This window comes from Stutzerimonas stutzeri, from assembly GCF_024448935.1.
Taxonomy (GTDB): Bacteria; Pseudomonadota; Gammaproteobacteria; order Pseudomonadales; family Pseudomonadaceae; genus Stutzerimonas; species Stutzerimonas stutzeri_AO.
This window is the reverse complement of the sequence record NZ_JAMOIE010000077.1, coordinates 1-24,394: the sequence shown is the minus strand read 5'-3', so window position 1 is coordinate 24,394 and position 24,394 is coordinate 1. Positions and strand designations below refer to the sequence as shown.

Here is a 24,394-nt window from a genome sequence, read left to right as displayed (position 1 = left end):
GGGGCAGCAGATCGCCGCGACTGTGCGCGGCGGCGGTGTTTCGTGGGAGCTTGGGCGACAGCGGGGGGGCGTCTATTTCATGATTTTCGTTGCGTCATCGCTTAGGGAGTATGCCGGCCGGTGCGCCGTGCCGACTGTATATGCTCTATAAGTGATATTTTGTTAGTATCAACGGATGAACAATGATATTTACTAGGTCTCATGATCGAAACTCGACTTCTTCACCAGTTCATCGCCGTCGCAGAGGAATTGCACTTCAACCGCGCTGCGGAACGGCTTCACATGGCGCAGCCACCGTTGAGCCAAGCGATTCGCCGGCTGGAGCAGGAGATCGGCGCGCCGCTATTCGAGCGCACCAATCGCAGCGTGTCGCTCACGCCTGCTGGCGCGGCCTTTCTGGAGTCGGCCAGAAAGGTGTTGCGCCTGCTTGACGAAAGTGTCGGGCAGACCCGGCGTGTGGCGCAAGGCATTGAAGGCCATCTCACCCTGACCTTCATCAACATCGCGCCTTATAGTGCATTGCTGCGTGCGCTGCGGCGCTTCCGCTCCGCATTCCCGGCGGTTTCCTTCACGATGCAGGAGGCCACGACTCAAGAACAGGTCGAAGCCTTGGAACATGGTCGCGCCGACCTCGGCTTCATGAGACCGCCGGGGAGGACGGCGCCGGGCTTACGATTCGCGTCCATTCTGCGCGAGCCCATCGTGGTGGCCCTGCCTGCCAGGCACCGACTTGCAGGCAGCAAGACCATCTCGCTGGCCGCACTTCAGGATGACGCCTTCGTCTCGTCACCCCGGCATTTGGGCCAGGGCTTTCATGACCAACTCGTCCAGCTTTGCGAGGCAGCGGGTTTCGTGCCGCGCATTGCCCAGCAGGCACGGCAACTCCAAACGCTGGTGGCCCTCGTGGCCGGCGGCTTCGGCGTTGCGCTGCTGCCGGCCTCACTGGTACAGGACGGACGCAAAGACGTGGCGTTCCGGCCAATTAAAGTGGATGCGCCGGACGCATTGCGGCATGTGGAATTGCTGATGGCATGGAGCGAACATGCACCCTGCGTGATTCGGGACAGGCTGATCGACGAGGTGCGCGACGCAATGGCATCAGCGTCGACAATTGAGACGATTTGAATCTTGTTTCGGTACAAATAATATATTTTACGGACGACGGCGGACGTTCCATCATCGTGACATTTAGGTTCACGGAGATGCACGATGGAACATCAAGCAGGCGAGATTTTTAAGGGCAAGGTCGCTATCGTCACCGGCGCCGCTCAGGGACTTGGACGGGCCTACGCGCAGGCGCTGCTTGACCGTGGCGCGCGTGTAGTCGCTAGTGACCTGGGCACGGATCGGGCTGGTGAGGGAGCCAATGAGGACTTGATAGCCGAGGCGGCGCGCACCTTGCTGGCCGACGACGGGCAATTGATCGCGCACAGCGGGCGGCTGGATCACGAGGCCGGCTGCAAGCAACTCGTGGAGCTGACCATCGCGCAATTCGGCGCGCTGGATATTCTGATCCACAACGCTGGCTGGGTCGGTTATCAGTCCATTGAGGAGCAGGAAGAAGATTTCCTTGAGCACGCCATTGGCATCAACGTGCGTGCGCCAGTCTGGTTGAGCAAGCACGCCTGGGCGCACCTCAAGCAGTCTTCGTCGGCGCGGGTCGTGCTGAATACGTCCGACCGCGCCATGTACCAGCGGTACGCGCAGCCGGGCCTGGCGGCCTATGCCGCCGGGAAGATGGCTCAGGTGGGCATCATGAATGCCTTGAGCATGGAAGGCGAACCGCACGGCATTCTGGTCAATGCGGTCTCTCCTGTTGCCAAGACCCGCATGTGGGGGATCACGCAGCCACCCGAGGACCTCAAGCCGGAGTGGGTGGCCCCCGGCGTGCTGTTTTTAGCCAGCCCGCTGTGCCAGGACACGGGTGTCATCCTGCGCGCCAGCAACGGCCAGTTCACCGCGACACGCTTTTGCGAGAACCCTGGCGTCGTTTACCCCACGAACCTGGCGCGGGTCGGATGTGCCAGCTTGGAAGACATCGCCCAGAATTGGCATCGCATCAAGGAGTTCGGCGATGCGTGACGATCACAGCTTGCGCAAGATCGCCCACGTTCGCGCCGATCTTGGCGAAAGTCCAGTGTGGGATGCGCGCGAGGGGCTTTTGTACTTCGTCGATATCTCCGGGGGCAAGATCAACGTGCTGCGCCCGCAAGGACAGGTGGAAACCGTCCATAAATCGGCGGCGCGCATCGGTGCCTTGGAACTGACCGATAAAGGCAATCTGATCTTCACTAAAGACGCCAGCGTTGCAATGCTTGATGTGAAGACTGGCGAGGTGTGCAGGCACACTGCCGCCGCCCATGACGGGGCGAGCTATCGCTTCAACGATGGCGCCTGCGATCCGCTGGGACGCTTTGTCACCGGCCTCATGGACGAGGGGCCGAGCCGCAAGACCGGTGCGCTTTACCGCTACGACAGCGCGCTGAATGCCCAAGTGATCCATCGGGGCCTGGCTCTGCCCAACGGCCTGGCCTGGTCGGAAGATGGGCGCACGCTGTTCTTCGTCGATTCCGTGGCGCGCTCGATCTTTCTGGCTGCGTATTCGGCCGATGGCGTACTTGGGGCTGTGACGCTGTTCGTCGAGACGCCGGCCGAACTGGGGCGTCCCGATGGCATCGCCCTGGATCGGGCTGGAGGGTTATGGGTCTGTCAGTTCAATGGCGGATGCCTGCTGCGCTACGACCGCAACGGGCGCTTGAGCGATCGCGTCGCCATGCCTGTGCCGCGTCCCACCAGTTGCTGCTTCGGCGGGGATGGTTTGGACACCTTGTTCATCACCACCGCACGCTTTGCCATGACGCCCTTGGAACTGGGCGACTACCCGGAGGCTGGGGACTTGTATGCCATTCGCCCCGAGGTCGCTGGTAGTCCACGGCACTTGTTCAAAGAGTGATGCCGAGTCGCTAGATCAAGGTCGCGTCGAATCGGGCTTGAATGAGATTGGAGCATATATGTTCAGGAAACGAATTCTTTTCTTAATTATTGGATTGCTGGGGATGCAGATCATGACGTCCGCACATGCTCAAGTTTTACAGGGGGAACAAAGTTCGCATTTTGTTTCAAGCAAGGAAATCTATCAGATGCGAATCTACGAAATTTTCGAGAGGAACAAGGATGCCTTTCACGCTAGGTTCCGCGACCACGCCGCACGGATCATGAAACGGTATGACTTCCATATCATTGCGATGTGGGAGGCCAAGTCCCAGGGACGCACCGAATTTGTGTACGTCATCAGATGGCTGGATGAAGCAACCATGAAGCGGCAGTGGAGCCGGTTCATGAGTGACCCTGAATGGGATCGCATTAAGAAGGAAAGCGCGCAGGAGCACGGCGAAATGGTCGGCCGCATTGAGGAGCGAGTGATGCTTCTGACTTCCTATTCCAACCCAATCGAATACGGGCGATAAACAATACGACGGTTAAGAAATGGAATTGCGCCACTTGCGCTGCTTCCTGGCCGTGGCCGAAGAACTGCACTTCGTCCGTGTAGCGGAGCGACTACACACGGAGCAGCCGCCGCGCCTCCCATCACTGACCAGATGCGGCGCCATCCTGCTGCCGCGCATACACCACCAGCCGCAGGTGCCGATCTTCATCAACGGTCAGCGAAGTGTGCTCGAACGGCTCCGGTTGGCCGTCGATCATCAGCTTGCGCACGCCATTGCAGGGCGCTTGAACGTCGTGCTTGCGCCACCACGACTTGAACTCCGGCGACACCCGTTCCAGTTCGTCCACCAGTTGATGAATGTCGGCTTCCTGCGTAGCGCGGGCGAAGTCGCGGCGGAAGCTCGACAGCATCAGCGGGGCTTGTTCTTCCCATTCGTGGAAACGGGCATGCAGGGCGGGATCGGTGAACAGCAGCCAGAGCAGGTTGCGCCGCTCGGGCGTATGCGTCCCGAAGCCGAACATCTGGTCGGACGCCGCATTGAAGCCCAGCACGTCCCAGCGCAGGTTGAGCACGAAGGCCGGATGCGGCAGGTCGTGCATCAGGCGCCGCACCAGCGGCGGCAGCACGCACCAGGTCTTGCCCGGCTCGGCGGGCGGCCGTTCGTGGGCCAGCAGGAACAGGTGGCGGCGCTCGGCAGCATCCAGTTTCAGCACCCGCGCCAGATTGTCCAGAAAGGCGGCCGACACGCCTATCTCCCGCCCCTGTTCCAGCCATGTGTACCAGGTCAGGCCGACGCCGGCGAGTGCGGCGACCTCCTCGCGCCGAAGCCCCGGCGTGCGGCGCCGGCCACCGCTGGGCAAGCCCACATCGGCAGGCGTCAACCGTTCACGGCGTGCCAGCAGGAAGGCCGCCAGATCGGAGCGGGTTCGTTCCAGGGTTCGCATCGCTTATCTCGTTGCTTTGAGTAATAGCATAAATAGTTAAATTGTAATTGCTTAAAAAGGACTTGAGAATGATCGCGTCTTTACCCTGGATACGCAAGATGACCTCAAATTCCTGCCTTTCGATGCCGCCTGCGCGCGCCGTCAGCGGCCCGCGCTGGCTCGGCTTGTCCGTGTTGCTGCTGGCCGGTTTCGTCACGATCTTCGACCTGTTCGTGGTGAATGTCGCCATCCCCAGCATGCAGGCCGGGCTGGGTGCGAGCTTCGCGCAGATCGGCTTTATCGTGGCCGGCTACGAGCTGGCCTTCGGCGTGCTGCTGATTACCGGCGGGCGGCTGGGCGACCTGTTCGGGCGCCGCCGCCTGTTCGTCGTCGGCATGGCGGGCTTCACTGTGGCTTCGGCCTTGTGCGGGCTGGCGCCCAGCGCTGGCTTCCTGATCGGTGCGCGGGTGTTGCAGGGGCTGGCGGCCGCCTTGCTGTTCCCGCAGGTCTATGCCTCCATCCGTGTCAACTTCGGCGGCGACGACGGCCGCCGCGCCTTCGGCCTGCTGGGGATGACGCTGGGCCTGGCCGCCATCGCCGGGCAGGTGCTGGGCGGATGGCTGGTGCATGCCGACCTGTTCGGGCTGGGCTGGCGCAGCATCTTTCTCATCAACGTCCCTATCGGCCTGCTCGCCATCGCGGCGGCACGCCACATCCCCGAATCTAGCGCACCGCAGCGCCCGGCCCTGGACTGGACGGGCGTGGCGCTGGTCAGCGCCGGGCTGGCGCTGCTGCTGGTGCCGCTGATCGAGGGGCCGGGGCAAGGCTGGCCGGCCTGGAGCCTCTGGTCACTGGGCGCGGCGGTGGTATTGCTTGCGATGTTCCATCGTCAGCAAGAGCAGCGGCGCATGGCTGGCGGATTGCCCCTGGTGGACATGCGCTTGCTGGCCCAGCGCCGTTTCGCGCTGGGCGCGTTGCTGGTGCTGCTGGTCTATTCCACGTCCAGCTCGTTCTTCCTGTGCTTCGCCTTGCTGGTGCAGACCGGACTGGGCCTCGACCCCTTCGTCGCGGGCAGCATCTTCGCGCCATGCAGCGTGGGCTTCGTCCTGGCATCGCTGGCTGCGCCGCGGCTGGTGGCGCGCTGGGGAACCCGCGCCATCGTCGCGGGTGCGCTGGTCTATGCGGTTTCCATCGGGCTGCTGATCGCGCAGGTACGGATGGCAGGCGCGGAGCTGGTGCCCATGCGGCTGATTCCCGTGCTGGTCGTGGTCGGCGCGGGCCAGGGCTTCATCATGACGCCGCTGCTGAATCTGGTGCTGGGCTTTGTCGATGAAGCCCAGGCCGGCATGGCAGCGGGCGTGGTATCGACCGTCCAGCAGGTCGGCGCGGCGCTGGGCGTGGCTGTGGTCGGCATCCTGTTCGGTGCGGCGCTTGCAGGTAATGGGGCAGTACCGCAAGCGGGCCAATACGCCTCGGCCTTTGTCGCAGGGATGCTCTACAACCTGGGCGCGGCGTTGCTGGTTTGCGTGCTGTTGCTGATGCTGGCAAAAGCACAGCGGCCCGCAGGCTGACGCGGAGCGGCACGCGATGGAGCTTCGCCACCTCCGCCGTTTCCTTGCCGCCGCCGAAGAACTCCACTTCGCGCGTGTCGGCGGGCTGCAGCATACCGAACAATCGCCGTTGCCTAGTTCCCGGTGGTTGAGCGTAGCCGGAAGCATGCCGCCATCAGCCAAAAGCCTTCGCACTCAAGCAGTCGATGAACGCCCGCAGCTTGGGCGACAAGTCCCGGCTTGCGGGCCACAAAACCCACATTGCGCTACTGTTGCCGGTGCAATCGTCGAGGACGGTTTGCAGTCGTCCGGCACGCAGGTGTTCCGCCACGATGAAGTCCGGCAGGCATGCGATGCCCTGGCCGTGCAGGGCCAGGTGGATGCGCATTTCCACGCTGTTGCAGATCAGCGTGTGCGGCAGGTCAGGGGCGTCGTCGTCCGTCGTGGGCGGCAGCGGCCATTGCTCCAGTCGTCCCGTGCTGGGAAAGCGGTAGTGCAAGCAAACATGCGCTTGCAGATCGACCGGTTGTTGCGGTCGCCCGTGCGCCTCGAAGTAGGCCGGAGAACCGACCAGGACACGCCGAAAGTTGCCCAGGCGGCGGCGCTTGAGCCCCGAGTCGGCCAGGGTGCCGGTGCGCACAGCGGCATCGAAGCCGTCGCCGATGACATCTACCAGACGGTCGGAGAAGTCCAGATCCAGTTCCACCGTCGGATAGCGCCGCATGAAATCCGCGATCACGGGCTCGAACAGGCCACTGTGCCGGGGCAGGCTGATACGCAGCTTGCCGTGCGGCGTCTCGCTGGCCTGGCTCATTTCCAGTTCGGCCGCTTCGACCTCGCTCAAGATGCGCCGGCAGCGTTCGAGGAACTTCTCACCTTCGGCGGTCAGCGCCAGCGTGCGTGTGCTGCGATGGAACAGGCGCACGGCCAGGCGTTCTTCCAGACGTGCCACGGCTTTGCCCACGGCCGAGGGCGAAACGCCCAGCTCGCGTGCCACGGCCGAGAAGCCAAGGCGCTCGGCTACCCGCACGAAGACGCCAATGCTGCCCAGCTTATCCATCATGGTGCCGGCCTATTTAAGATGTTTATGTCCGAAGTATTGAGAACCTTAGCGTATTTTTCTTTTCATTGCTTCAGCCTAACCTGCCGGAAATACCTCGTTGCATCGCATGTTGTTCGCCGCCTGGCGGTGCTCCCGGGGCACCCACCACCTCTCTGGCAGACGAGAACCATGCTTTCGATTTCTTCCCCCTCGACCATGCGTTGGCTTCAGTTGTTGGCCGCGTGTCTGACCGGTCTGTTGATCCCGCTGTGCTTTACCGGCCCCGCCGTCGTACTGCCGGCGATCAGCCAAGACCTGGGCGGCAGCCCCGCCCAACTGAACTGGATCATGAACGCCTACATCCTCAGCTACGGCGGCGCGATGATGGTGTCGGGCAGCTTGACCGACATCTATGGGCGCCGGCGCATATGGCTGATCGGACTGGCGTGGTTCTGCATCTTCACTTTCGCCATCCCGTTTTCGCCTTCCGTGGTGTGGGTGGACGTGCTGCGCCTGTTGCAGGGCCTGGGCGGTGCCGCCGCGTTCGCGGCAGCCATGTCGTCGCTGGCCCCGCTTTTTGAAGGCCAAGCCCGTGCCCGCGCGTTCAGCCTGCTGGGAACGACTTTTGGACTGGGGCTAGCTTTCGGCCCCTGGGTGTCGGGGTGGATGGTTGAGGCTAGCAGCTGGCAAGGCGTCTTCCACGCCACGGGAGCCGTGGGCGTACTGGGCTTGGGATTGGTGGTGCTCAGTACCCGGCATGCCCGGGAAGCGGTCAGCGGCTCCCTGGACTGGCCTGGCGCGATCGCCTTCACACTGGCCCTGGGGCTGTTCACCTATGGCATGTTGCGGGTTCCGGAAAAAGGCTGGGTCGACGCGGTGGTCATCGTGACGTTGCTGGCCTCGGCGATTGTCTTTGCCGGGTTCGTCTTCATCGAGCGCCGGGTCGCTCGGCCCATGCTGGATCTGGGTTTTTTCCGCGATCCCGGATTCATCGGCGTGCAGGCGCTGGCCGCCTCGCCCGCGTTCCTGTTCATTGTGCTGATCGTGATGCTGCCGGGGCGTTTCATCGGCATCGACGGCTATGGCGCATTGCAGGCCGGACAGATGATGGTGTGGCTGGCCGCCCCTTTGCTGGTCGTGCCGTTTCTTGCGGCGTTGCTGACGCGCTGGTTCAAGCCCGGCGTGCTGTCCGGCGCCGGTCTGTTCCTGGTGGCGGGCGGGTTGGTCTGGCTGGCGCATGGGTTCTCCCTGGGCGGTGGTCAGGAAGTGCGCTTGCCCTTGCTGCTCATCGGCATTGGCATCGGGTTGCCGTGGGGCCTGATGGATGCGATGGCCGTCAGCGTGGTATCGCCGGATCGGGTCGGCATGGCCACGGGCATCTTCAACACGGTGCGCGTGTCCGCTGATGGAGTAGCCATTGCCATCGTCAGCGCCTTGCTCGCCACCTTGATCCAGAACCGCATGACCTCAGAGATGCGTGCCGACATTGCGCAGTCGATCGTCCTGGATGCATCCAGCCGTGCAGCGCTGGGGGAATTGCACGCCGCCGCATCGTTGCTGCCGGGACAGCAGGCGTTGTTGGCGCAGAGCTATGCCGTCTCCTTCATCAGTGTGCTGCATGCGCTGGCCGGACTGGCGGCGCTCACGGCTTGCGTGGTGCTGGTGTTGCTGCGTGGGAAGCGCGCCGGCGGCCACTGCATGTCCTCGGAGTCATGACATGGAGCTTCGGCATCTGCGCTGCTTCCTGGCCGTCGCCGAAGAACTCCATTTCGCCCGTGCAGCCGAGCGGCTACACATCGAGCAGTCGCCGCTGTCGCGCACCATCAAGGAACTGGAAGAAGACCTGGGTGAACAGTTGTTCGTCCGCACTAGCCGCAGCACCCGGTTGACCCGTGCGGGCAAGCTGTTCCTTGAGCATGTGCCGCGCATCTTTACTGCCTTGCAGCAGGCCCGTGACAGCGTAAAGGCAGCGACCAACGGCTTTCACGGCCAGTTGCGCATCGCGCTGTCCGATGGCATCACGCCCTCGCGCCTGCCAGCCTTGCTGGCGCTGTGCCGGCAGGAGGAGCCCGAGGTTGAAATTCGCTTGTTCGAGGTGCCACTGTCGCAGCAGATCAAGGGGCTTCATGACGATCTGTACGACGTGGGATTCTCCCAATCCGATGGAATGGGAGAAGGCATCACCGCCGAAGCCGTTTGGAGCGATGCGCTGATGGTGGCGGTGCCGGCGCGGCATCCCTTGCTTAAGTACAAACGCATTCCGCTGGAAGAGGTGCTGCGCCATCCACTGGTGTTGGGCGACCCGCTGGTATGCGAAGGCCATGCACGCCAAGTCGAGCGCGTGCTGCGCCGATTGGATATGGAGCCGCTGATCGCTGAACGTGTTGCCTCGTTCGATCTGATGATGGCACTGGTGTCGGCCGGCTTCGCGTTGGGGCTGGCGGGGGCACCGCACATCGCGGCCAGCCGCGAACCGGGCGTGGTCGCCCGGCCGTTGGCGGGCCGCTCTCCCTTGCTGACGACCTACCTGCTGCGACCCGAAGGAAAATCCTCGGGGGTGCTGTCACGCTTCATCGAGCGCGTGCAGGCCATTGAGGCGCCCGATGGCGGCAGACCCACGCCACCGCTTGAACCCGATACCCAAAAGGAAGTGGAGTGATGACGATGAAGCAAATCACCCCATTCCTGCTACTCGCCGCGCTAACCGCTTGCGGCCCGTCAGAAACACCGCAGCAGTCTGCCGCGCCAACGGTGGACGAACTGGCCGCCGATCCTGAGCGGTTGAAGGAACTGCGTCGGCAGTGCAAAACCGAGCGTCCAACGATGGGCGATGTGCTGTGCAACCGGGTAGCCGAAGCCACACACAAGCGGTTCTACGGCGACGGTACGGTGCCCTATACCCCGCCGGAGAATCCACCCGAGTTCTGATCGTCCGTCAATCGTAAAAAATTCTGGTTGTCTTTCACGACACGCCGCAGTGCGCCCGCGCTTGCGGCGTTTTTACTTGGTTCTTTGCAGCCTGAAACGTTGATTTTTTCATCACCTTCGTCCCGATAACGGTCTTTGACCGGCACCGACCTGGCACTGATCCTCGCGTCATGCGGCACGTCCTTGTGCCGCGTGTGACCGAGGAATCAGCGCAGAGGAAATCGGAGGCCAGTCAATGCAAGCTCAGGGCGTGCTGTTCGGGCAGATCGCGGTTGTTTTCAGCATCGTGATCGCCGGTGTGTGGAGTGCAACGCAATGGACAGCCGCCGCTCTTGCCTATCAAGTACGCCTTGGCTCGCCCTGGTTCGACTTCTTCGGTACGCCGGTCTATCACCCCTGGCGGCTGTTCGAGTGGTGGTTCTTCTTCGATGCCTACGCGCCGCACGTCTTCGACATAGGCGGCGCCATTGCGGGCGGCAGCGGCCTGGTCGCCGTAGTGGTTGCCATCGCCATGTCGGTGTGGCGCTCGCGGCAATCGCGCCTTGTTACAACCTACGGTTCCGCGCGCTGGGCGGATGCAGATGACGTTCGCAAGGCCGGACTGACGCAGCCGGCCGGCGTCTTTCTCGGTCTGCATGACGGACATTACCTGCGCCATGAAGGCCCGGAACACGTCCTGACCTTCGCGCCCACGCGCTCGGGCAAAGGCGTGGGCCTGGTGGTGCCGACCTTGCTGTCCTGGCCTGCATCGGCAGTGATCCACGACATCAAGGGCGAGAACTGGCAGATCACCGCCGGCTGGCGCTCGCGCTTCTCGCATTGTCTGCTGTTCAACCCCACCGATGCGCAGTCGGCGGCCTACAACCCGCTGCTGGAAGTTCGGCGCAGCGCGCATGAAGTGCGCGACGTGCAGAACATCGCGGACATTCTGGTCGATCCCGAAGGCGCGCTGGAGAAGCGCAATCACTGGGAGAAGACTTCGCACGCGCTGCTGGTCGGGGCCATCCTGCATGTGCTCTACGCGGGCGAAGACAAGACGCTGCGCGGCGTCGCCAACTTCCTCTCCGATCCGGCGTGCCCGTTCGAGCTGACGCTGCACCGGATGATGACGACCGCGCACCTGGGCGATGCGCCGCATCCCGTCGTCACATCCGCCGCGCGCGAAGTGCTCAACAAGTCGGACAACGAGCGGTCGGGCGTTCTCTCGACTGCGATGAGCTTCTTAGGCTTGTACCGCGACCCGACGGTGGCCGAGGTCACGTCGCGCTGCGACTGGCGCATCGCCGACCTGATCGCGTCCGAATCACCTGTGTCTCTGTACCTGGTGGTGCCGCCTTCGGACATCAGCCGCACCAAGCCGTTGATCCGGCTGATTCTCAACCAGGTCGGACGGCGGCTGACCGAGTCGCTCGATGGCTCTGACGGCATCGAGCGCCGCCACAAGCTGTTGCTGATGCTCGATGAGTTCCCGGCGCTGGGCCGGCTCGACTTCTTCGAGACGGCGCTTGCCTTCATGGCCGGCTACGGCATCCGCAGTTTCCTCATCGCGCAGTCGCTCAACCAGATCGACAAAGCCTACGGCCAGAACCATTCGATTCTGGACAACTGCCATGTCCGGGTGACGTTCGCTACCAACGACGAACGCACCGCCAAGCGCATTTCGGAAACGCTGGGCACCGCCACCGAACTGCGCGCGCAGCGCAACTACGCCGGCCACCGGCTCGCGCCGTGGCTCGGGCATCTCATGGTGTCGCGGCAGGAGACGGCCCGGCCGCTACTGACGCCGGGCGAAGTGATGCAACTCCCGCCCGATGAATCGGTAGTGATGGTGTCCAGCGTCGCGCCGATCAAGGCCAAGAAGCTGCGCTACTACGCCGACGCCAATTTCAAGCAGCGGGTGCTGCCACCGCCTGCGCTCGCGGCCGGGCAGTACGCCGATGTGCCGCCGGCCCGGCCCAACGATTGGAGCGGCCTGGCGATTCCGGCCGTGCCAGCCGCCTCAGCCACGACCTCCGCCGATCACCTGGGCGGCACCGATGACGGCGGCCCGCGCCGCCAACCCGAACTCTCCGAATCCGTCGTCTACGCCCCCGAGATGGATGACCCGGCCAGCGACCTGTTGCTGCTCGATGACGACGACCTACCGCTGCCGCTTCCCGGCCAGTTCGACCCCGCCATGCAGCGCACACCGCGGCTGGCCTCTCTCGACCCCAACGACGGAATCGACTTATGAGCCAATACCGCCTCAATCTGTTCATTCAGCACGAACACGTCAAACGCCTCGACGAACTGGCCGCCAAGAAAGGCGTCTCGAAGTCCAGCATCGTTGCCGCCGCGCTGGCGTCCTGGCTATCGCCCGACGCTGACGATCAGCGCGAGGCCGCCATCGCTAAGCGGCTGGATCGCCTGTCACGGCAGGCCGAGCGCCTGGAGCGCGACCAGAACATCCAGATCGAAACACTGGCGTTGTTCATCCGCTACTTCCTGACCGTCAGCACGCCGGTTCCCGAAGCGCATCAAGATGCGGCCCGCGCACAGGGCAAAGCGCGCTTTGAGCAGTTCGTCGAACAGCTCGGCCGCCACTTGCTGCGCGGCCGGAGCCTGGTGCGCGACGTGGTGGAAGAACTGCATCCCGACCCGATGCGGATGGATGACGCGGCGGCGCTGGCCGAAGGCCATGAACGCGCTGCGGAGCGTGCCTCATGAGCGCCGTCCCGAAGACCCAGCCCGAACCCCATTCGTCCGCCGCAACCTCGCTGGATCGTCGTATCCAGATGCTGCGCACGGCAATGGGGCCGCTGATCGCCTCCGCGCTGGAAGACCCGGACGTGGTGGAGATCATGCTCAACCCCGACCGCACCCTGTGGGTGGATCGGCTTTCGTCGGGCCGCGCGCCGCTGGGCGCGGAGCTGCCCGAGGCCGATGGCGAACGCATCATCCGGCTGGTGGCCGCGCATGTCGGTGCGGAAGTGCATCGCGGCCAGCCGCTGCTGACCGCCGAGTTGCCCGAAACCGGCGAACGGTTCGAGGGCATTCTGCCGCCGGCCGCACCCGGCCCGGCGTTCGCGCTGCGCAAGCGGGCCGTGAGCATCATCGGCCTGGATCTCTACGTCAGCGACGGCATCCTGACCGCAAGCCAAGCGGACTTTCTTCGCCGCGCCGTGCGCGAGCGCCAGAACATCCTGATCGCAGGCGCGACCAGCAGCGGCAAAACCACGCTCGCCAATGCCTTGCTGGCTGAGATTGCCGCCTCCGGTGACCGCGTGCTGGTGCTCGAAGACACCATCGAGCTGCAATGCGCCGCCCGCGACCATGTGCCGCTGCGCACCCGCGCTGGCGTCGTGTCGATGACCGAGCTGGTGCGCGCCACGATGCGCCTGCGGCCCGACCGCGTGATCGTCGGCGAGGTGCGCGGCGGCGAAGCCCTCGACCTCATCAAAGTGTGGGGCACCGGCCATCCCGGCGGTATCGCAACGATCCACGCCGGTTCCGCGCTGGGCGCACTGCTGCGCCTCGAACAGTTGATTCTCGAAGTCGCGGTGAATCCGCCGCGTGCGCTGATCGCCGAGGCGGTCAATGTCGTCATCCACATCGCCGGACGTGGCCGCAAGCGCCGCGTCGGAAGCATCGCCCGTGTCGTCGGCTTCGACGGCGTGGGCTATCGCCTGGCGGACGCGCTGGAAACGCCGTTTCCCGAGCTGCCGCCGGTTCCTCTTGCAGCCAATGCCGCTGCGCCTCCCCGTCCCTTGACCAACCTGGAGAACTGCCATGACGCAGATGCACGCTCACGCTTTCCGTACTTCCGTAAATCCGGCCTCAATCCTTGCGCGCCTGCGGCGACTGGCCGGCCCCGCGCATCACGGCCTGCTGCTGGCCGCCGTCATGTTGATGACGGCGGGCACGGCGAAGGCATCCGGTTCCTCGATGCCGTGGGAAGGCCCGCTGCAATCCATTCTGGAGTCGATCCAGGGGCCGGTGGCCCGCATCGTCGCCGTCATCATCATCATCGCCACGGGCCTGGCGCTCGCTTTCGGTGACACGTCGGGGGGCTTTCGCAAGCTGATCCAGATCGTGTTCGGGTTGAGCATCGCGTTTGCCGCGTCCTCGTTCTTCCTGTCGTTCTTCAGCTTCTCCGGCGGGGCCGTCGTATGAGCACGGCCAACGATCTTCCGGGCTTCGAGGTGCCACTGCATCGCTCGCTGACCGAACCGATCCTCATGGGCGGTGCGCCACGAACGGTCGCCATTGCGAACGGCACGCTGGCCGCCGCCGTCGGGCTGGGCCTGCAACTCTGGATTCCTGGCGTGGTGCTCTGGATCGTTGGCCACTCGCTGGCCGTGTGGGGCGCGCGTGTCGATCCGCAGTTCATGCAGGTCTTCGCCCGACACATCAAGCACAAGCCGCTGCTGGACGTGTGAGGGGGATGCCATGCTGAACCTTGCCGAATACCGTCAGCGGCCCGCGCTGCTGGCCGACTGGCTGCCCTGGGCCGGGCTGATCGCGCCGGGCGTGGTGCTGAACAAGGATGGTTCGTTTCAGCGCACGGTGCGCTTTCGCGGGCCGGATCTGGACAGCGCTACACAAGGCGAGCTGATCGCCACGTCGGCGCGGCTCAACAATGCGCTGCGCCGCCTGGGTTCGGGCTGGGCGCTGTTCATCGAAGCCGAGCGCCGGCCGGCAGCGGACTACCCGCATTCGGACTTCCCCGAACCGCTGTCGTGGCTGGTGGACGAGGAACGCCGCGCCGCCTTCGAGGAATCGGGCAACCACTTCGAGAGCGGCTATCACCTGACGCTGGTGTACCTGCCGCCGGAGGAATCCCGCGCCCGCGCCGCCAAGCTGCTCTACGAGCACGCACCCGGCGACGGCGTGGACTGGCGAGGCCGACTCGATGCCTTCGTGGCGGAAACCGATCGGGTCTTTGACCTGCTCGATGGCGTGATGCCGGAGATCGCATGGCTGGACGACAGCCAGACGCTGACCTACCTGCACGCCACGGTGTCCACGCGGCGCTACCGCGTCGGCGTGCCCGAAGTGCCGTTTCACCTCGACGCGCTACTGGCCGATTCCGCCTTGGTCGGCGGCCTCGCGCCGATGCTGGGCGACCAGCATCTGCGCGTGGTGTCGGTGCGGGGCTTTCCGACCTCGACCTGGCCGGGCCTGCTGGACGACCTCAACCGCCTGGGCTTTGCCTATCGCTGGTCAACCCGGTTCCTCTGCCTCGACAAAGCCGAGGCGGAAAAGGAGCTGGGCCGCCTGCGCCGCCAATGGTTTGCCAAGCGCAAGAACGTCATCGCGCTGCTGCGCGAAACCATCTTCCAGCAGGAATCGCCCTTGGTGGACACGGATGCCAGCAACAAGGCGGCCGACGCGGACGCAGCCTTGCAGGAGCTTGGCAGCGATCAAGTCGCCTTCGGCTACATCACCGCCACGGTGACGGTGCTCGATGCCGACCCCGCCGTGGCCGACGAAAAGCTGCGCATGGTGGAACGTGTGATTCAGGGCCGCGGCTTCGTCACCATCCCCGAAACGCTCAATGCCGTGGATGCGTGGCTGTCGTCCATCCCTGGCAACGCCTATGCCAACGTGCGCCAGCCCATCGTCTCGACGCTGAACCTGGCGCACATGATGCCGGTGTCTGCCGTGTGGGCCGGCCCCGAGCGCAACAAGCATCTGGATGGCCCGCCGCTGATCGTCACGCGCACCGATGGCGCGACGCCGTTCCGGCTGGTGGCGCACATCGGCGACGTGGGGCACACGATGATCGTCGGCCCGACCGGCATGGGCAAGTCGGTCTTGGTCGCCATGATGGCCATGCAGTTCCGCCGCTATCGCGGCTCGCGTGTCTTTGTCTTTGACGTAGGGCGATCCATACGCGCCGCTACCTTGGGCCTGGGTGGCGAGCACTACGACCTCAGTGCGGATGGCGAGATTGCCTTTCAGCCGCTGGCCCGCATCGACCGCGAGGGCTACCGCACCTGGGCCGCCGAATGGATCGAAGGGCGCTTGCTGCACGAAGGCGTGACCGTCGGCCCCGACGAGAAGGCTGCCATCTGGTCGGCGCTCGGCAGCCTGGCCGGTGCGCCCGTGGAGCAGCGCACGCTGACCGGCCTGTCCGTCCTGCTGCAATCGAACGTGCTGCGCCAGGCGCTCGCGCCCTATGTCCTCGGTGGCGCGCACGGCAAGTTGCTGGATGCAGACCACGACCGGCTGGGTAGCGCGGATGTGCAGTGCTTCGAGATGGAAGAACTCATGCACAGCAAGGCCGCCGTGCTGGCCGTTCTGAACTACCTCTTTGCCTGCCTGGAAGAACGATTCGATGGCTCGCCAACGATGCTTTTTCTTGGGGAGGCGTGGGTCTTTCTGGACGATCCCATATTCGCGGCCCGGCTTCGGCAGTGGCTCAAGACCTTGCGGAAAAAGCAGGTTTCCGTCGTCTTCGATACGCAGTCGCTCGCCGACGTCAAAGAGTCATCCATCGCACCGGCGGTCATCGAAAGCTGCGCGAGCAGGATTTTCTTACCTAACCCGCAGGCCACCGAGCCGCAGATTCGCACGATCTACGAGGGCTTCGGCCTCAACAGCCGGCAGATCGAAATCATCGCCACTGCGCAGCCCAAGCGCGACTACTACTACCAATCTCGCCTTGGCAATCGCCTGTTCGACCTCGACCTGGGGCCGGCCGCGCTCGCCTTTGCCGGGGCATCCACACCACAAGACCAACGCGACATCGACCGCGTACTGACGCAGGCCGGCGCCCCCGGCTTCGCCGGCGCGTGGCTGCGCCATCGCGGCCTTGATTGGGCCGCCGACCTGCTGCCGTCCTCGCCGGCAGCGGCTTCTTTCCTTTCCCAACCACGACAGGAGAACCTGCCATGAAGACCCGTGTGCTTTCCGTAACGCTGGCCGCCGCGCTGGCCGGCTCGCTGATGCTCGCCCAGCCGGCGGCGGCACTCACCTTCGTTGATCCCGTCAACTTGGTGCAGAACACGCTGACCGCCATCCGCACGCTGGAGCAGATCAACAACCAGATCAATCAGCTCCAGAACGAAGCCCAGATGCTGATGAACCAGGCGCGCAACCTGGCGAATCTGGACTTCAACATCGTCAACCGGCTGCGCTCGACGCTCGCCACCACCGAGCGCCTGATCGCCGAAGCGCAGGGGCTGGCCTACGACGTGACGAACATGGATCGGGAGTTCGCACGTCTGTACCCCGAGCAATACGCCGCAACCGTCAGTGGCGATCAGATGTTCCGCGATGCGCAGGAGCGTTGGAAAAACACGCTCAACGGCCTGCACACCGCGATGCGGATGCAAGCCCAGGTGTCGCAGAACCTGGCGCAAGACGAAAGCGCGCTGGCCGATCTGGTCAGCCAGAGCCAGTCCGCCACCGGCGCGCTGCAAGCGATGCAGGCGACGAACCAGCTTCTCGCCTTGCAGGCCAAGCAGTCCATCCAGGCGCAGCAGCTCCAGATCACGCAAGACCGGGCGGCCTCGCTGGAACTGGCGCGGCAGGCGGCGGCCACCGAGCGCGCCCGCGAAGTGCGGCGGCGCTTCCTGGGCACCGGCACGCCGTACACGCCGCAGTCCGTCAACTTCTACAACAACTGACGGGAGGCGGCCATGCGATGCGTTCCCGTTCTGTCGGTTTCGCTGCTGGCCGTGCTGCTGACCGCTTGCGGCCAGTCGTCCGACCAACAAAGGGCCGAAGACCTGGCCGCCACCTTGGCCGCCGATCCCGTGCGACTCAAGGCGCTGCGCGCCCAATGCGCAACCGACCGGCAAGCCGCAGGCGAAGACGCCTGCCGCGCCGCCGCCGAAGCCTTCCGGCGGCGCTTCTTCGCCGGCCAGACCGGGCCGGACGAATACCGGACGCTGGCCGAACTGCCACCGATCCCGCCGAGCTTCGACACACCCACTGACGACGCGCCAGAAGGCGATGCGCCGCTCGCGGCTACGGAGGACACGCCATGAACGACGTGACCATCATTGACCGTTTTCTCGATACCTTCTCGCGCTACATCGACTCGGGCTTCGGGTTGCTGCATGGCGAAGTGGCGTTCCTGACCGCCACGCTGATCGTCATCGACATGACCATCGCGGGCCTGTATTGGGCCATGAGCCATGCGACTGGCCAAGGCGAGGACGTGATCGCCAAGCTCCTGCGCAAGGTGCTTTACGTGGGTGCCTTCGCCTACATCATCAACAACTTCAACTGGCTGGCCGGCATCGTCTTCCGGTCGTTTGCCGGCCTGGGCCTGACGGCCACCGGCTCGACGTTGAGCATGGATAACTTCCTGAAACCGGGCCGGCTGGCGAAGACCGGCATCGACGCAGGCGCGCCGATCTTGGAGCAGATCGGCGACATGGCTGGCTTTCCCGAAGTGTTCGTGAACCTCGACCCCATCGTGGTGCTGTTCCTCGCTTGGCTGGTGGTGATCCTGTGCTTCTTCGTGCTGGCGGTGCAGCTTTTCATCACGCTGATCGAGTTCAAGCTGACGACGCTCGCCGGCTTCGTCCTGATCCCATTCGCACTCTGGAACAAGACGAGCTTTCTTGCGGAAAAGGTGCTTGGCAACGTGGTGTCGTCAGGCATCAAGGTCTTGGTGCTGGCGGTCATCGTCGGCATCGGCTCGGGCCTGTTCGCAGAGTTCCAGGTTCACCCTGACGAGCCTTCCATCGACCACGCGCTGGTCGTGATGCTGGCCTCGCTCGCCTTGCTGGCGCTCGGCATCTTCGGCCCCGGCATCGCCACGGGCCTCGTGTCCGGTGCGCCGCAACTCGGCGCGGGCGCGATGGCCGGCGCGGCGGTTGGTGCTGTCGGTACTGGCGTTGCCGTTGGCGCCGCCGCGACTGGCGTGGGCGGTGCCGTCATGGCCGGGGCACGCATGGCCCCGGCTGCCGCCAAGCTGGCCGGCGTAGGTGCACGCGCCGCCACGTCGGCGGCTGGTAGTGCCCGATCGGCATTCCAGGCCGGTTCCGCCGCTGCGGGCGGCGGGGCCAAGGGCGCGGCGGCTGGCCTTGGGAATGTCGCCAAGACCGGCGCGCAGGCCGCAGGGCGCCGCGCCGCGTCCGGCGCTTCCGCCGCCGGGCAGAAGGTGGCCGATTCCTTCCGGGCTGGCTGGAACGGCACCGATGCCAGCGCCGGCGCTGCCGGTTCCGGCCAGGCCGCCGCAGGCGAAGGCGCGGACGGCACCGCCAGCGCGCCCAAGCAAGAGCAACCCGCCTGGGCCAAGCGGATGCACCGCCGCCAGCAGATCACCCATGCCGCGACCACCGCCGCCCACACGCTGCGCGGTGGCGACGGCGGCGGCCCGGGGCAAGGCCCGAGCCTGCGCGATTCCGATACCTGACCACCAAGGAGAACACCCATGCGATTCAAACGCCCGCAGGTGCGCTACGCCGATACGCCGCAGCCTGCCACCCCATATCAATCCGCCGCCCAGGTGTGGGACGACCGCATCGGCTCGGCCCGCGTGCAGGCGAAGAACTGGCGGCTGATGGCCTTCGGCTGCCTGGTGCTTGCGCTGCTGATGGCCGGCGGTCTGGTGTGGCGTTCCGCGCAGTCCATCGTGACGCCTTACGTCATCGAGGTCGATCAGGCCGGACAGGTACGCGCCGTGGGCGAAGCCGCCACGCCGTACCGGCCCGCCGATGCGCAGATCGCGCACCACCTGGCGCGCTTCGTCGGCTTGGTGCGCTCGCTGTCTGTCGATCCCATCGTTGTGCGGCAGAACTGGCTGGATGCCTACGACTACACCACCGACAAGGGCGCGGCCGTGCTCAACGACTACGCCCGCACCAATGACCCATTCGCGCGCATCGGCAAGGAGTCGGTGACGGTGCAGATCACCAGCGTGGTTCGCGCCAGCGACACGTCGTTCAACGTGCGCTGGACGGAACGCCGCTACGTCAACGGCGCAGCCGCCGGCCTGGAGCGGTGGACGGCCGTGGTGTCCATCGTGCTGCAAACCCCACGCACCGAAGAACGCCTGCGCCGCAACCCCTTGGGCATCTACGTCAATGGCCTGGCGTGGAGCCGCGAACTGGATTCTTCCGAAGGAGCCAAGCCATGAACCTGCCTTTCCGCTTTTACGCTTTCGTGCTGACGCTTGCAGCCCTGTCAGGCTGCGCCACGCAAGGCAAGCCGCCGCCGGCCATCTCACTCGATGAGCCGGTTCAGGCCCAGCCGCTGCCCGAACCGCCCGTGCCGGTGGAAGTCGTCGCCGTCCCCGAGCCGCTGGCGCTGCCTGCGCAGTTGAAGCCGCTGCCGGAGGCTGATGCGGCCCCGGCCGCGCCGGAGCCGGCCGATGAGAAGGTGCGCGTTTCGCGCGCCAATGCCGAGGCGCGCATCGCGCCCACGCGCGAGGGCTACGTCAATGCGATTCAGGTGTGGCCCTTCACCGATGGCGCGCTCTATCAGGTCTATGCCGCGCCGGGGCGCGTGACCGTGGTTTCGCTCCAGCCGGGCGAGGAACTGGTGACGGTCGCCGCAGGCGATACCGTGCGCTGGATCGTGGGCGACACGTCCAGCGGCAGCGGCGACGCGCTGCGCGTCAATGTGCTGGTCAAGCCCATCCGATCGGGCCTGAAAACCAATCTGGTCATCACCACCAGCCGTCGCACCTATCTGCTGGAGCTGACCTCGACGGAAAAGGCGTGGATGGCCTCGGTGTCCTGGGACTATCCGAAAGACCGGATGCTGGCCTTGCAGCGCCAGTCGCAGGCGGCCAGCGCCGCCGCGCCAGTCGATACTGGCTTGTCGCTGGAGAAGATCCGCTTCCGCTACGCGGTCAGCGGCAGCAATCCGCCGTGGAAGCCGCTGCGCGCCTTCGATGACGGCGAGAAGGTCTATATCCAGTTCCCGCCGGGCATCGCCCAGGGCGAGCTGCCGCCGCTGTTCGTGATCGGGCCGGAAGGTGACGGGCAATTGGTGAACTACCGCTTCCGCCCGCCGTACTACATCGTGGATCGGCTGTTCGGCGCGGCTGAACTGCGCCTGGGCGGCGATGGTGGCGACGTGGTACGCATCGAGCGCACCGATGGCGTCGTATCAAGGAGTGGGAGGAACTGACCATGAGCCAGGACGACACTCCCGACCTCACTGCGTCGCAGGCGACGGGCAAGGTCGCGCCCGAGGCGGTGGCGCTGCGCGCCCAACCGCACCCGGTCACGCGGCTGAACCGGCGCACGCTGGCCATCCTCGCAGGCACCCTGTCGGTCGCCGTGCTTGGCGCGCTGATGTGGTCGCTGCAACCGCAGCGGCGCGGAACCAGCGAGCAGACCGAGCTTTACAACGTGGATCGCGTGTCGAAGTCGGAAGGACTGGATGCGCTGCCGACGGACTACTCGAAGCTGCCGCCCGCCGTTCCCGAGCTGGGGCCGCCGCTACCGGGCGATCTTGGCCCGGCCATCGTGAAGTCGCAGCAGCCGGTGACGGCCGCCTACGCGGCCCCTGGCCATGATCCCAACGACGCGCTGCGCAAGGAAGCCGAAGCGGCCGCAGCATCGTCGGTGTTCTTCCGCTCGGGTTCGCAGCAGGCCGCGCCGGTGGCGCAGACGCAGGTGGCCGCCGCGCCGGGCTTCGCCGCCAATGCGGCGTTCGACCCACTGGCGGCTGGCCCGGCCTCGACGGCGGCCCAGCCTGCCGACCCGACCGCCGTACAGAACCGGCAAGACCAGAAAGAGGCGTTCTTGAAAGGCGGTTCCACGGAAACCCGTAATTCCGGCAATCTGACCCTGCCGGCTTCGCCTTATCAGGTCATGGCCGGAACGGTGATCGCAGGCGCCTTGGTGACGGGCATCAAGTCGGACTTGCCGGGCGACGTGATCGCCACGGTGACGGAGCCGGTCTATGACACGGCCACCGGCAAGTTCCTGCTGATCCCGCAGGGCGCGCGCATCCTCGGGCGCTACAACAGCCAGGTCAGCTACGGGCAGAGCCGCGTGCAGGTGGTGTGGAACCGGGTCATCCTGCCCGACACGTCATCGCTGACGCTCGACAACCTGGCCGGCACCGACCCGGCCGGCTATGCCGGCCTGGAAGACGATGTGGACTGGCATTGGGATCGCATCTTTGCCGGCGCGGCGCTGACGACGCTGTTGGGCATTGGTGCCGAGTTGGCCGCGCCGGAGAACCGGCAGGACGGTGATCGCGTCATCATCGCCGGGCGCGACAGCGCGCAGGACAGCATCAATCAGGTCGGCCAGGAGATGACCCGCCGCAACATGAACATCCAGCCGACCTTGACCAGTCGGCCGGGCCTGCCGGTGCGGATCATCGTTGCGCGCGATTTGACGCTTCGCCCCTACCAGCCGCTCATGTTCAATCGAGGAACATCACGATGAGCACGCCAACCAAGAAATTGCGGCTGGGGCCGCTGCCGTCCAGCAGCAGCGTCAAGCTGACTTTTACATGCCCGGCCAGTCTGAAAGACGAACTCGACCGCTATGCGCAGCTCCATGCGCAAACCTATGGCGAATCTGTCGATGCAGCGACGCTGATCCCGCACATGCTGGAAGCCTTCATGGCGGGGGATCGGGGATTCAGGAAAATCCGAAAATAGATATATAAATTTAGCATCTTAAGAGGACTCGGAACTCATCTCCAATCCGAGCTTAGCTCTGACTCTATAACTGGCAAGTACCTATAAACTTGCTCTCGATCACTATTTTTCTCTTCATCGCTTAGGCTTGTATATGGGGTGGCTATTTGCTTTTCCCAACGCTCTGCAAGCTTGGCGGGAATTATAAGCGAGCCATCTTCTTGACGCACACATTGCTCATGCAGATAGCTTTGCCAATGAGCCCAGCGTTCATGTTCAATAGCGGCTAGTTTCTCTATGAGATCTTTGCGTGACAATAGAGATAAGTTGTCTGTCATTTCAAGACCTATATTAAGCCTTCTTTTACGAGATTCCAATAATGCTGACCTAACACTGTTAACTCGCAAGCTTTTCTCTGCATGGCAGCGTGCCACATATGGGGTGCGCCAACAGGCCGAACAAGATTAACTTTTACATATCGCTGAAGGATGGCGAATATAGCGTTATTCACTGGATTGGGCGCTGGAATGGTTGGGTCATTGCGCTGTTCCTCGGAGCGTTCCGGCTCATATGAGGGATCTAGGGGTAATTGATAATCTGCACTCGGGAAATGCCTTATTATGGCCTGGAGATCGGCCAGGCCAATTGGAGGTGCAGCCTTCCTTAGAGAAACAAAAGTTTTAACGTTTGTCTTAAATACAGGACGCTGCGCCCATGGGCCAAGTGATTGATCAATGTGAGCGTAGACGCTACCTGGGGTAACATCGCCAACAAGGTTCGCAGCAGCCCCGCCAAGCGCATCAACAAATAAGTTTGTAAAAACACCAGAGCCGCCGCCCGGAGCTTCCATGGCATATTGCTCTGCTGTTGATGCAGTGAGGATTGTTGTTCCTTCTTTTATTTCAGCAAATCCGGCCAGATTCGAGGTGTCTCCTGCAATACCACTATGGCAGCTGTCCAGAATAATGACTTTATTCTTTGCCCTAGAGTTGTTGGCTAGAGTCATAACTTCCGACAAAGCAAGTCCATCATCGCCCGTTCTGCAATCTCCTGCGCAAAGGAAGCCGCCGGTATCCTCAATGTATCCATGCCCGGCAAAATAGAACAGCGCAATATCTGCATCGCCGCTAAAAAGCTCTCGTACAGCATCTTTGAGGAAATGCTTTTCAACAATGTCGGCTGGACCTGTTCCAGTTATCACTCGGGGAGTTGCAAAATTGACAGTCCCATCGGCGTGTCGCTCCAAAACCGCCTTGACAGAGTGGGCATCGTTAACGCAGCCGCTGAGGGAATTTATATTTGCGTAATGATCAATCCCTACTATTAGTGCTTTGCGCATGACCTTGACCTATAGCGAGTCGATAAAATCGCTAATATTCTTGTCACTCCACGCATAAGTGGTAACGCCAGAAATTTGTGTTCGATCTGTCGAATAGGCCCAGATTCCACGAATCGGCTTATTTTCCTCTTTGGCGCATTGAATTTCCCATTTCTGACCGCTTGAATTGAGAGAATTTTTGCTCACCAGCACTATTACACCGTGAGACCGTCTGATGCGAGTGCGGACGCGATCTTTCCAATCCTTGTCATACGGTTCTTTAACCGACATATCTACAAATTCGTAAGGAGCTCGTGGACTCAACGATTGTCCTTTAAGGAAATCCCTCTGCCTCTCGTCCTCGATAGCGAATGCAATGAAAACTACTTTTTTATCAGCCATTTTTCCCCCTATGGTGACCGGAAAGATACAGTGAACTTTTGCTGCTCTTGACTATACACCTTGTTGCATGTCCCTCAAACGGTGTTGCGGACACTTTTTATGCATTGGAGCAGAAGTCAAAGCCGATCTCGCCGGCTCAGGTCAAGCTGTTGATTAGGGTTCGGGGCTACCGCCATCCTTTGAAGGTTCCGCCAACGCTGCACGTTCTTAGTTCTGGAGCGCAGCCAACCATTGGG

The 24,394-nt window shown here is 63.7% G+C and carries 25 protein-coding genes and 2 pseudogenes; 22 read left to right on the top strand and 5 right to left on the bottom strand.

Annotation, left to right across the window (positions count from 1 at the left end; all coding sequences use genetic code 11):
* The first annotated feature begins 201 nt into the window (after positions 1 to 201).
* From NA637_RS18830 to NA637_RS18810, 5 genes and pseudogenes are all read left to right on the top strand, one after another.
* On the top strand, positions 202 to 1,125 hold the full coding sequence (locus NA637_RS18830; protein WP_058201260.1) for a LysR family transcriptional regulator: 924 nt from the start codon (positions 202 to 204) through the stop codon (positions 1,123 to 1,125).
* 84 nt (positions 1,126 to 1,209) lie between these two features.
* A complete protein-coding gene (locus NA637_RS18825; protein ID WP_256073846.1) occupies positions 1,210 to 2,082 on the top strand; it encodes an SDR family NAD(P)-dependent oxidoreductase in 873 nt (290 codons plus the stop codon).
* Entirely contained in the window at positions 2,075 to 2,953 is an 879-nt protein-coding gene (locus NA637_RS18820; RefSeq protein ID WP_256073839.1) for an SMP-30/gluconolactonase/LRE family protein, read from the top strand. Before NA637_RS18825 ends, NA637_RS18820 begins: the two co-directional genes overlap by 8 nt.
* A 58-nt stretch (positions 2,954 to 3,011) precedes the next feature.
* Positions 3,012 to 3,467: an NIPSNAP family protein gene (locus NA637_RS18815; RefSeq protein WP_256073838.1), complete on the top strand. Its 456-nt coding sequence runs from the start codon at positions 3,012 to 3,014 to the stop codon at positions 3,465 to 3,467.
* A 19-nt stretch (positions 3,468 to 3,486) separates the two neighbouring features.
* Positions 3,487 to 3,579, top strand: a pseudogene (locus tag NA637_RS18810) (LysR family transcriptional regulator); the annotation flags it as partial.
* A 9-nt stretch (positions 3,580 to 3,588) separates the two neighbouring features.
* On the opposite strand, the gene NA637_RS18805 reads toward NA637_RS18810, so the two are convergent.
* Positions 3,589 to 4,392 carry a helix-turn-helix transcriptional regulator gene (locus NA637_RS18805; protein WP_058201254.1) on the bottom strand — a complete coding sequence of 268 codons (804 nt, stop codon included), beginning with the start codon at positions 4,390 to 4,392 and terminating at the stop codon, positions 3,589 to 3,591.
* Positions 4,393 to 4,490: 98 nt separating this feature from the next.
* On the opposite strand from NA637_RS18805, the gene NA637_RS18800 reads away from it, so the two are divergent.
* Positions 4,491 to 5,942: an MFS transporter gene (locus NA637_RS18800; RefSeq protein WP_058201253.1), complete on the top strand. Its 1,452-nt coding sequence runs from the start codon at positions 4,491 to 4,493 to the stop codon at positions 5,940 to 5,942.
* A 154-nt stretch (positions 5,943 to 6,096) separates the two neighbouring features.
* Here the strand turns inward: NA637_RS18800 and NA637_RS18795 are convergent, their stop codons facing one another.
* Positions 6,097 to 6,981, bottom strand: a complete 885-nt coding sequence (locus NA637_RS18795; RefSeq protein WP_256073852.1) for a LysR family transcriptional regulator — start codon at positions 6,979 to 6,981, stop codon at positions 6,097 to 6,099.
* 171 nt (positions 6,982 to 7,152) lie between these two features.
* On the opposite strand from NA637_RS18795, the gene NA637_RS18790 reads away from it, so the two are divergent.
* The 16 genes and pseudogenes from NA637_RS18790 to NA637_RS18715 all read left to right on the top strand — a co-directional run bounded on the left by NA637_RS18790 (position 7,153) and on the right by NA637_RS18715 (position 22,459).
* Positions 7,153 to 8,679, top strand: a complete 1,527-nt coding sequence (locus NA637_RS18790; RefSeq protein WP_256073835.1) for an MFS transporter — start codon at positions 7,153 to 7,155, stop codon at positions 8,677 to 8,679.
* A gap of 1 nt (position 8,680) precedes the next feature.
* Complete coding sequence (locus NA637_RS18785) at positions 8,681 to 9,622, top strand: LysR family transcriptional regulator (protein ID WP_256073834.1); 942 nt, start codon at positions 8,681 to 8,683, stop codon at positions 9,620 to 9,622.
* A 5-nt stretch (positions 9,623 to 9,627) separates the two neighbouring features.
* Positions 9,628 to 9,891 carry an EexN family lipoprotein gene (locus NA637_RS18780; protein WP_256073850.1) on the top strand — a complete coding sequence of 88 codons (264 nt, stop codon included), beginning with the start codon at positions 9,628 to 9,630 and terminating at the stop codon, positions 9,889 to 9,891.
* Positions 9,892 to 10,126: 235 nt separating this feature from the next.
* Positions 10,127 to 12,124: a conjugal transfer protein TraG gene (locus NA637_RS18775; protein ID WP_256073832.1), complete on the top strand. Its 1,998-nt coding sequence runs from the start codon at positions 10,127 to 10,129 to the stop codon at positions 12,122 to 12,124.
* Entirely contained in the window at positions 12,121 to 12,597 is a 477-nt protein-coding gene (locus NA637_RS18770) for a CopG family transcriptional regulator (RefSeq protein WP_256073831.1), read from the top strand. Before NA637_RS18775 ends, NA637_RS18770 begins: the two co-directional genes overlap by 4 nt.
* Positions 12,594 to 13,663 (top strand): annotated as a pseudogene (gene trbB / locus NA637_RS18765) (P-type conjugative transfer ATPase TrbB). Before NA637_RS18770 ends, trbB begins: the two are co-directional and overlap by 4 nt.
* The gene (locus tag NA637_RS18760; RefSeq protein WP_054440875.1) at positions 13,660 to 14,043 is read left to right on the top strand and encodes a TrbC/VirB2 family protein; all 384 of its coding nucleotides are present in this window, start codon (positions 13,660 to 13,662) and stop codon (positions 14,041 to 14,043) included. The pseudogene trbB and the gene NA637_RS18760 overlap by 4 nt, the downstream one beginning before the upstream one ends.
* On the top strand, positions 14,040 to 14,309 hold the full coding sequence (locus NA637_RS18755; RefSeq protein WP_032956449.1) for a VirB3 family type IV secretion system protein: 270 nt from the start codon (positions 14,040 to 14,042) through the stop codon (positions 14,307 to 14,309). The genes NA637_RS18760 and NA637_RS18755 overlap by 4 nt, the downstream gene beginning before the upstream one ends.
* A gap of 10 nt (positions 14,310 to 14,319) precedes the next feature.
* Entirely contained in the window at positions 14,320 to 16,770 is a 2,451-nt protein-coding gene (trbE, locus tag NA637_RS18750; protein WP_124148196.1) for a conjugal transfer protein TrbE, read from the top strand.
* Positions 16,767 to 17,504, top strand: a complete 738-nt coding sequence (trbJ, locus tag NA637_RS18745) for a P-type conjugative transfer protein TrbJ (protein WP_054440878.1) — start codon at positions 16,767 to 16,769, stop codon at positions 17,502 to 17,504. The genes trbE and trbJ overlap by 4 nt, the downstream gene beginning before the upstream one ends.
* A gap of 12 nt (positions 17,505 to 17,516) precedes the next feature.
* Complete coding sequence (locus NA637_RS18740; RefSeq protein WP_054440880.1) at positions 17,517 to 17,867, top strand: hypothetical protein; 351 nt, start codon at positions 17,517 to 17,519, stop codon at positions 17,865 to 17,867.
* Positions 17,864 to 19,246 (top strand): P-type conjugative transfer protein TrbL, encoded by a 1,383-nt coding sequence (gene trbL, locus NA637_RS18735; protein WP_054440882.1) that lies wholly within the window; start codon positions 17,864 to 17,866, stop codon positions 19,244 to 19,246. The genes NA637_RS18740 and trbL overlap by 4 nt, the downstream gene beginning before the upstream one ends.
* 18 nt (positions 19,247 to 19,264) lie before the next feature.
* Entirely contained in the window at positions 19,265 to 19,969 is a 705-nt protein-coding gene (gene trbF / locus NA637_RS18730) for a conjugal transfer protein TrbF (RefSeq protein WP_054440884.1), read from the top strand.
* A complete protein-coding gene (gene trbG, locus NA637_RS18725; protein WP_054440886.1) occupies positions 19,966 to 20,967 on the top strand; it encodes a P-type conjugative transfer protein TrbG in 1,002 nt (333 codons plus the stop codon). Before trbF ends, trbG begins: the two co-directional genes overlap by 4 nt.
* A 2-nt stretch (positions 20,968 to 20,969) precedes the next feature.
* Complete coding sequence (locus tag NA637_RS18720; protein ID WP_256073823.1) at positions 20,970 to 22,241, top strand: TrbI/VirB10 family protein; 1,272 nt, start codon at positions 20,970 to 20,972, stop codon at positions 22,239 to 22,241.
* Positions 22,238 to 22,459 carry a DUF2274 domain-containing protein gene (locus NA637_RS18715; RefSeq protein ID WP_033938303.1) on the top strand — a complete coding sequence of 74 codons (222 nt, stop codon included), beginning with the start codon at positions 22,238 to 22,240 and terminating at the stop codon, positions 22,457 to 22,459. The genes NA637_RS18720 and NA637_RS18715 overlap by 4 nt, the downstream gene beginning before the upstream one ends.
* A gap of 35 nt (positions 22,460 to 22,494) precedes the next feature.
* Here the strand turns inward: NA637_RS18715 and NA637_RS18710 are convergent, their stop codons facing one another.
* Genes NA637_RS18710 through NA637_RS18700 form a run of 3 tightly spaced genes read right to left on the bottom strand, consistent with a single transcriptional unit; the run spans position 22,495 to position 24,158 of the window.
* Complete coding sequence (locus tag NA637_RS18710) at positions 22,495 to 22,776, bottom strand: hypothetical protein (RefSeq protein ID WP_071540639.1); 282 nt, start codon at positions 22,774 to 22,776, stop codon at positions 22,495 to 22,497.
* An 8-nt stretch (positions 22,777 to 22,784) separates the two neighbouring features.
* Positions 22,785 to 23,777, bottom strand: coding sequence for a caspase family protein (locus NA637_RS18705; protein ID WP_071540640.1), 993 nt, complete (start codon positions 23,775 to 23,777; stop codon positions 22,785 to 22,787).
* 9 nt (positions 23,778 to 23,786) lie between these two features.
* A complete protein-coding gene (locus tag NA637_RS18700; RefSeq protein ID WP_071540641.1) occupies positions 23,787 to 24,158 on the bottom strand; it encodes a TIR domain-containing protein in 372 nt (123 codons plus the stop codon).
* Positions 24,159 to 24,394 lie beyond the last annotated feature (236 nt).

Coding starts and splice junctions, on each gene's coding strand:
- NA637_RS18830 (WP_058201260.1), top strand. CDS start 202: ATGATCGAAACTCGACTTCTTCACCAGTTCATCGCCGTCGCAGAGGAA.
- NA637_RS18825 (WP_256073846.1), top strand. CDS start 1,210: ATGGAACATCAAGCAGGCGAGATTTTTAAGGGCAAGGTCGCTATCGTC.
- NA637_RS18820 (WP_256073839.1), top strand. CDS start 2,075: ATGCGTGACGATCACAGCTTGCGCAAGATCGCCCACGTTCGCGCCGAT.
- NA637_RS18815 (WP_256073838.1), top strand. CDS start 3,012: ATGTTCAGGAAACGAATTCTTTTCTTAATTATTGGATTGCTGGGGATG.
- NA637_RS18805 (WP_058201254.1), bottom strand. CDS start 4,392: ATGCGAACCCTGGAACGAACCCGCTCCGATCTGGCGGCCTTCCTGCTG.
- NA637_RS18800 (WP_058201253.1), top strand. CDS start 4,491: ATGACCTCAAATTCCTGCCTTTCGATGCCGCCTGCGCGCGCCGTCAGC.
- NA637_RS18795 (WP_256073852.1), bottom strand. CDS start 6,981: ATGGATAAGCTGGGCAGCATTGGCGTCTTCGTGCGGGTAGCCGAGCGC.
- NA637_RS18790 (WP_256073835.1), top strand. CDS start 7,153: ATGCTTTCGATTTCTTCCCCCTCGACCATGCGTTGGCTTCAGTTGTTG.
- NA637_RS18785 (WP_256073834.1), top strand. CDS start 8,681: ATGGAGCTTCGGCATCTGCGCTGCTTCCTGGCCGTCGCCGAAGAACTC.
- NA637_RS18780 (WP_256073850.1), top strand. CDS start 9,628: ATGAAGCAAATCACCCCATTCCTGCTACTCGCCGCGCTAACCGCTTGC.
- NA637_RS18775 (WP_256073832.1), top strand. CDS start 10,127: ATGCAAGCTCAGGGCGTGCTGTTCGGGCAGATCGCGGTTGTTTTCAGC.
- NA637_RS18770 (WP_256073831.1), top strand. CDS start 12,121: ATGAGCCAATACCGCCTCAATCTGTTCATTCAGCACGAACACGTCAAA.
- NA637_RS18760 (WP_054440875.1), top strand. CDS start 13,660: ATGACGCAGATGCACGCTCACGCTTTCCGTACTTCCGTAAATCCGGCC.
- NA637_RS18755 (WP_032956449.1), top strand. CDS start 14,040: ATGAGCACGGCCAACGATCTTCCGGGCTTCGAGGTGCCACTGCATCGC.
- trbE (WP_124148196.1), top strand. CDS start 14,320: ATGCTGAACCTTGCCGAATACCGTCAGCGGCCCGCGCTGCTGGCCGAC.
- trbJ (WP_054440878.1), top strand. CDS start 16,767: ATGAAGACCCGTGTGCTTTCCGTAACGCTGGCCGCCGCGCTGGCCGGC.
- NA637_RS18740 (WP_054440880.1), top strand. CDS start 17,517: ATGCGATGCGTTCCCGTTCTGTCGGTTTCGCTGCTGGCCGTGCTGCTG.
- trbL (WP_054440882.1), top strand. CDS start 17,864: ATGAACGACGTGACCATCATTGACCGTTTTCTCGATACCTTCTCGCGC.
- trbF (WP_054440884.1), top strand. CDS start 19,265: ATGCGATTCAAACGCCCGCAGGTGCGCTACGCCGATACGCCGCAGCCT.
- trbG (WP_054440886.1), top strand. CDS start 19,966: ATGAACCTGCCTTTCCGCTTTTACGCTTTCGTGCTGACGCTTGCAGCC.
- NA637_RS18720 (WP_256073823.1), top strand. CDS start 20,970: ATGAGCCAGGACGACACTCCCGACCTCACTGCGTCGCAGGCGACGGGC.
- NA637_RS18715 (WP_033938303.1), top strand. CDS start 22,238: ATGAGCACGCCAACCAAGAAATTGCGGCTGGGGCCGCTGCCGTCCAGC.
- NA637_RS18710 (WP_071540639.1), bottom strand. CDS start 22,776: ATGACAGACAACTTATCTCTATTGTCACGCAAAGATCTCATAGAGAAA.
- NA637_RS18705 (WP_071540640.1), bottom strand. CDS start 23,777: ATGCGCAAAGCACTAATAGTAGGGATTGATCATTACGCAAATATAAAT.
- NA637_RS18700 (WP_071540641.1), bottom strand. CDS start 24,158: ATGGCTGATAAAAAAGTAGTTTTCATTGCATTCGCTATCGAGGACGAG.